The organism is Pontiella sp. (genome assembly GCF_041622395.1).
In the GTDB taxonomy this organism is placed as follows: Bacteria; Verrucomicrobiota; Kiritimatiellia; order Kiritimatiellales; family Pontiellaceae; genus Pontiella.
In genome coordinates, this window is the sequence record NZ_JBFJYW010000266.1 from 1 (window position 1) to 5,294 (window position 5,294).

The following is a 5,294-nucleotide window of genomic DNA, read 5'->3' on the forward strand; positions in this document are numbered from 1 at the left end:
CTCGACGAGGATCTCGTAGAGCGCGTAGATGAGTTCGCGGATCCTGGCGAGCCCGGTGCGGGCGTTGGACGCAAGGAATCCGTAGTGCCGCCGTGAACCATTCCCGTTGGTCACTATTTCCTGAGGAAATTATCATTTCGCGTTGCCCATGGGCGTGCATCGCGGTTGCCGCTCCCTTCGGTCACTCCAATCCTCCGGATTCCCATCGCGGCGAAAATCATTTTTTTAATGGGGCCCGGAGCGCGGTTTTTGGCGCCCTTGATCCGCGCAATTGCTTTGTTGAAAAGCCAATGCTTCAGCGGTCGAGTCGCCGCGGTCCGCAAGGCCGGCGGTCCCGTATTATTTTTTTGCATCAAATCGGTTGACGCATCGAGGCCGATCCGTATACTACGCGCTTCCTTTACAGGACGGCGACTTAGCTCAGTTGGTAGAGCAGCGGATTGAAAATCCGCGTGTCCCCAGTTCAACTCTGGGAGTCGCCACCACTTTAAGCCCTTTCTCTTAACGAGTTAGGGCTTTTTTTGTGCGCCCTGCCGCGGCCCCGTTGTCCAATCTCGACGGTTGGATCGCGTCTTCCTATCGGCTTGCTTTGCCCTTCGCATCCGTTGCGCTCCGGCGACGGGAATAACCGGCCCCCGCTTTTTTTGCGGGTCCGATGGTTGGACCGGCCGCTCGAAAATGCATAATGAATGCACAAACTCTGGGTTGAATAACAAAATGCAAAGGATACGCATGAAAAAACTGATAATGGCAACGACCGTGGTTCTGTTCTCTGCCGGCGGCCTGAGGGCGGCCGAGCAGCGGCACGTCAAGGTGGAGTCCTCGCAAGAGCGCGATGCGCGCATGGCGTGGTGGCGGGAGGCGCGCTTCGGCATGTTTGTCCACTGGGGGCTGTACAGCATTCCGGCGGGTGAATGGAACGGGAATAAATGGGAAAAGGGCGGCCTGGAATGGATTCAGAAGCGGGCCAACATCCCGGCCGACGTCTACGAGAAGGCGTTGGTTCCGCAGTTCAAGCCCAAGGATGGCTTTGCCGAGGAATGGGCGAAGACCGCCAAGATGGCGGGGTGCAAATACCTCGTCTTTACCAGCAAGCACCACGAAGGTTTCGCGCTGCACGACAGCAAGCAAACCACGTTCGATGCAATGGACGCCTGCGGACGCGACCTGTTTAAGGAGATTGTCGACGCAACCAAGGCCGAAGGCCTCAAGGTCGGCGCCTATCACTCGGTTATCGACTGGCACCACCCGCAGGCCTATGCAGGATTCGGTCTGCCGACCGTCAAAGGCGTGACGAACGAGGGGCGCGACAATTCCGTTTACGTGGATTACCTCCACAAGCAAGTCGAGGAAATCGTGACCGGATACGGCCCCATCGACGTCATCTGGTGGGATTTCAGCAAACCGAACTGCCAAGGCGAGAGCTGGCGCGCCAAGGAGCTGATGGCGCTGGTCCGCAAGCACCAGCCGAACATTCTCATGAACGACCGCCTTTACGCCGCCAAGGCCTCTTTTATCGGCGGGAATTCCGGCCTGCTGAAGGAATGGAGCTCCGAGCGCGGCGACTTTACCACGCCCGAGCAGCACATCCCGGACACCGGCATGGACGGCGTCGACTGGGAAACCTGCATGACGATGAACACGGGCTGGGGCTTCAATCAATTCGACCACAACTGGAAGTCCTCCAAGGTGCTGATTCAAAACCTCGTCGATGTCGTCTCCAAGGGCGGAAACTATCTCTTGAATATCGGCCCCAAGGCGGATGGAACCATCCCGCCGGAAAGCATCGAGCGCATGAAGGCCATCGGCGCGTGGATGGATGTCAACGGCGACGCCATCTATGGAACCGTCGCCAGCCCCTTCGAAAAGCCGGCGTGGGGTCGCTATACGGCCAAGCCGCATCGGCTCTATGCGCATGTCTTCGATTGGCCCGCAGCGGGCACGCTTGCGGTGGCTTCGGGCAATCTCAATGTCACCAAGGCCTATTTGCTCGCGGACGGAAAGAAAGCCGGCCTGCGCGTTGAAAAGACCGCCGATGGTCTGGCCCTTGCGCTGCCCGCCAAGGCGCCCGACGCGATCGCATCCGTGATCGTTTTGGAACACGACTAACCCTTCGTGCGACGACCGAACGGCTCTTTGCGCCGTTTGGTCGCGGCGAATAAACAACCAAACCAACGAAGCCCGGCTTCGTGTAATCCGATGGAACCGACAATGAAAAAAATCGTAGGCAGCATGGTGCTCGCAAGCGCGGCGCTGGGATTCGGCGCCGTTGCTTCCGCCGAGCCGGTAAAACCCAACATCATCTTCATCATGTGCGACGATCTCGGCTATGGCCAGATCGGCGCCTACGGCCAAAAGATGATCCAAACGCCGCGGATCGACCGGATGGCCAAGGAGGGGCTGCTGCTGACCGATTATTACAGCGGAACCGCCGTCTGCGCGCCGTCGCGCTGCGCGCTGATGACCGGGCAGCACGTCGGGCACACCTACATTCGCGGGAACCACGAAATCAAGTCCGCCAATCCGCAGGAGAACGGCCAGCTGCCGATTCCCGCCGAAACCATCACCGTTGCCGAAAAGATGCGGGAGGCGGGCTATGCCACCGGGCTGGTGGGCAAGTGGGGCCTCGGCTATCCCGCGAGCGAGGGCGATCCGCTGAAGCAGGGTTTCGATTTCTTTGCGGGCTACAATTGCCAGCGCCATGCGCACCAATATTATCCCGGCTGGGTCTGGCGGAACCGGGAGGTCGTCGAGCTGGGCAAAAAAGGCACCGCCGAGGGGTATAGCCATTATTTCCTGACCCGCGAGGCGCGCTCGTTCATTACCGAAAACAAAGACCACCCGTTCTTTCTCTACCTGGCCTATACCATCCCGCACTCCAATATAGAGATCCCGCCGGATGAGCCGTGCTACACGATGTACCGCAACAAAAACTGGCCCGAAAAGCAGAAGATCCATGCTGGCATGATCTCGCTGATGGATCAGGATGTCGGCGGCATCCTGGATCTGCTCCAGGAGCTGGAGATCGACGAGCGCACGCTGGTGGTGTTCACCAGCGATAACGGCCCGCACAGCGAAGGCGGCGCCAAACCCGACTTTTTCGATGACAACGGTCCGTTGCGCGGCATCAAGCGCAACATGTACGAAGGCGGCATCCGCGTGCCGTTCGTGGCCTGGTGGCCGGGCGTGATCGCCCCCGGGCAAACGAGCAAACACATCGGCGCCCATTGGGACCTGATGCCGACCGCCTGCGAGCTGGCCGGCGTTGAGCCGCCGCCGAAGATCGACGGCATCAGCTATGTGCCGCTGCTCAAGGGCGACGCCGCCAACCAGCCCAAGCACCAATATGTCTACTTCGAGCTCCATCGCCCCGACAAACGCGGGCTGCGCATGGGCGACTGGGTGGCCCTGCAGGAAAAAACGACCGGTGACGACCCCGACCTCGACCGCGTCGAGCTCTACAACCTTGCCGCCGACCTCGCCCAGGAGCACGATCTCGCCGCCGACTATCCCGAAAAAGTCGCCGAATTCAAAATGCTGATGCGCAAGGCCCATGTGCCTTCCGAGGAATTCGTCTTCGGCAAGCCGAAGGCCTCCGCCGGGAAAGCATCCGCCAAAAAGGGCAAGACCGTCTATTTCGACAACCGCAAACCCGCCGGCCGCAAGCTGGCCAAGCAGGGCTGGAAGGTGGTGTCGGTCAGTAGCGAGTCGGCCCATAACGGCCGCACGGCCGCGATGGCGATCGATGGCAATCCCGGCACCTGGTGGCACTCGCAGTTCAAGCCGTCAAACGTGCCGCATCCCCATGAGCTGGTGATTGATCTCGGGCAACCGGTTGAAATCGACGGGCTGGGCTGCCTTGCCCGCAACGACGGAGTTGGAACCGGAACCCTCTCCGGATATGAGGTTTATGTTTCCACCGATCTGAAGTCGTTCAAGAAAGTCGCTGCGCCGACGTTTGCGGAACCGCCATTCAATGGGGTGGTGGCCTTTGCTCCGGTCAAGGCGCGCTATATCAAACTCAAAACGCTCGGCAGCGCCAACGGCAAGTTTGCCGCCGTTGCCGAAATCGATCTGTACGGATCGGGAGAATAAGTTCGATGAAACGGATGATGGCGCTATCGCTGTTGCTGGGTTTCTTTATGGTGCCGGGCGGTTTCGCGCAGGGCGCGGCGCAGACCCAGGCGTTTCCGCATAAATCGGTGGTGATGCTGTGGCCCGCCGGTACGGAGAAAGTGAACCCCGATATTCCGGAAACGATCGTCCCCAAAGACTTCGAGGTCGTTAAGGATGTCCACAACCCGAGTCTGACGGTCTTCCGCCCGGCGAAACCCAACGGTACGGCGGTGGTGATCTGTCCGGGCGGGGGATATACCATTATCGCCACCGGGCTCGCGGGCTATCCGATTGCCGAACGGTTGAACGAGGCGGGAATTACGGCGTTTGTTCTGAAATACCGTTTGCCTTCGACCAAAGGGGCTGGGTTTAAGCATCCGATTCCCATGTCCGATGCGCTGCGGGCGGTTCAATGGGTGCGGTTTCATGCGGCCGACTTTGGGGTGGATCCGCAAGCGATCGGTCTCATGGGCTTTTCGGCGGGCGGCCATCTGGCGGCCACGGCAGGAACCCTGTTCGGGAAATATTCCTTCGGCAACGATGCGGTTTCCAAGGTCGATTCCCGTCCCGATTTCATGGGGTTGGTTTTCCCGGTCATCACGACGCGCAAGGGGATTGCCCACGGGTGTTCCCGTTCGCCGGTCGATCCCCGGTTGAGCAAGCAACAGGTGCCCGAAATGTCCTGCGAGCTGAATGTCACGAAACAGACGCCTCCCACCTTCCTGGCTCATGCCAAAGATGATGCCACCGTGAAATATCAAAACAGCGTCCTCATGCATGAGGCCTTGCTGGCCCATGGCGTGGCAACCGAACTGAAGCTCTATGAAAAGGGGGGGCACGGTTTTGGGTTGGGGCGCGAAGGAACCGATTCCATGCAATGGCCCGGCGACTTTGTCGCCTGGATGAAAAGCCTATATCCCAATCTCTCTTTCGACTCGGAATAACAACGGGAACCCGCCGGCCGACCGTCTGTTGCTATTGGCGGGTCGCAGGCCCTGCGTCCCAGACACGGAGCCCGTGCGCCTCCACACCCGAACCTCAATGGACCCACCCATTGCCGTGACGGAATTGCGGCGGATTGTAGGGCCGAAACGGTTGACGAAGGAGACCTTTCAGCCGTTCGGGGAATCGGGGTCGAAGCGGCCCGCCGGCTGTTCCGTAGCGCCGGATTCCGATCC

The 5,294-nt window shown here is 59.8% G+C and carries 3 protein-coding genes and 1 tRNA gene; all 4 read left to right on the forward strand.

The annotated features are described in order from the left end of the window. Positions 1-409: 409 nt before the first annotated feature. A tRNA-Phe gene (locus tag ABYO54_RS13610) sits at positions 410-485 on the forward strand. A 247-nt stretch (positions 486-732) separates the two neighbouring features. After that, on the forward strand, positions 733-2,109 hold the full coding sequence (locus tag ABYO54_RS13615; protein WP_372808795.1) for an alpha-L-fucosidase: 1,377 nt from the start codon (positions 733-735) through the stop codon (positions 2,107-2,109). Positions 2,110-2,211: 102 nt separating this feature from the next. Further along, positions 2,212-4,095, forward strand: coding sequence for a sulfatase-like hydrolase/transferase (locus ABYO54_RS13620; protein WP_372808796.1), 1,884 nt, complete (start codon positions 2,212-2,214; stop codon positions 4,093-4,095). A gap of 5 nt (positions 4,096-4,100) precedes the next feature. Further along, positions 4,101-5,060 carry an alpha/beta hydrolase gene (locus ABYO54_RS13625; RefSeq protein WP_372808797.1) on the forward strand — a complete coding sequence of 320 codons (960 nt, stop codon included), beginning with the start codon at positions 4,101-4,103 and terminating at the stop codon, positions 5,058-5,060. The last annotated feature ends 234 nt before the right edge of the window (positions 5,061-5,294 follow it).

Excerpts from the sequence above, each read along its gene's own strand:
- ABYO54_RS13615 (WP_372808795.1), top strand. The coding sequence starts at position 733 with ATGAAAAAACTGATAATGGCAACGACCGTGGTTCTGTTCTCTGCCGGC.
- ABYO54_RS13620 (WP_372808796.1), top strand. The coding sequence starts at position 2,212 with ATGAAAAAAATCGTAGGCAGCATGGTGCTCGCAAGCGCGGCGCTGGGA.
- ABYO54_RS13625 (WP_372808797.1), top strand. The coding sequence starts at position 4,101 with ATGAAACGGATGATGGCGCTATCGCTGTTGCTGGGTTTCTTTATGGTG.